Origin of the sequence: uncultured Winogradskyella sp. (assembly GCF_947495255.1) — a bacterium.
Lineage (GTDB): Bacteria > Bacteroidota > Bacteroidia > Flavobacteriales > Flavobacteriaceae > Winogradskyella.
In genome coordinates this window covers 1-231 of record NZ_CANLYI010000043.1, presented here as the reverse complement: position 1 = coordinate 231, position 231 = coordinate 1, and the positions used below count along the sequence as shown (strand labels likewise).

Genomic DNA, 231 nt, shown 5'->3' with positions numbered 1-231 from the left:
GAAATTAAGGTCGAACAATAAGAAGACCTCATGAGATGCAGGTGCATAGGCTTTAATATCCGAAGAAATAAAGTCATAAGCATAACCCACTCTTAAAGATGGTGTTAATGCAAAATTCATCAATGCAGAAAAGGAATCATCTAACCTGTAAGAAGCTCCGATTTCAAACTTTTTATAAAATCTAGCATTAACGTTAACATCAAAAGATGTTGGTGCATCAAAGGCAGATTT

Annotated in this window: 1 protein-coding gene; it reads right to left on the bottom strand. The window is 34.2% G+C overall.

The window, feature by feature from the left end:
• Positions 1-231: type IX secretion system membrane protein PorP/SprF (locus Q0807_RS18890; RefSeq protein ID WP_301162067.1), on the bottom strand; the 231-nt coding region annotated here is incomplete at both ends.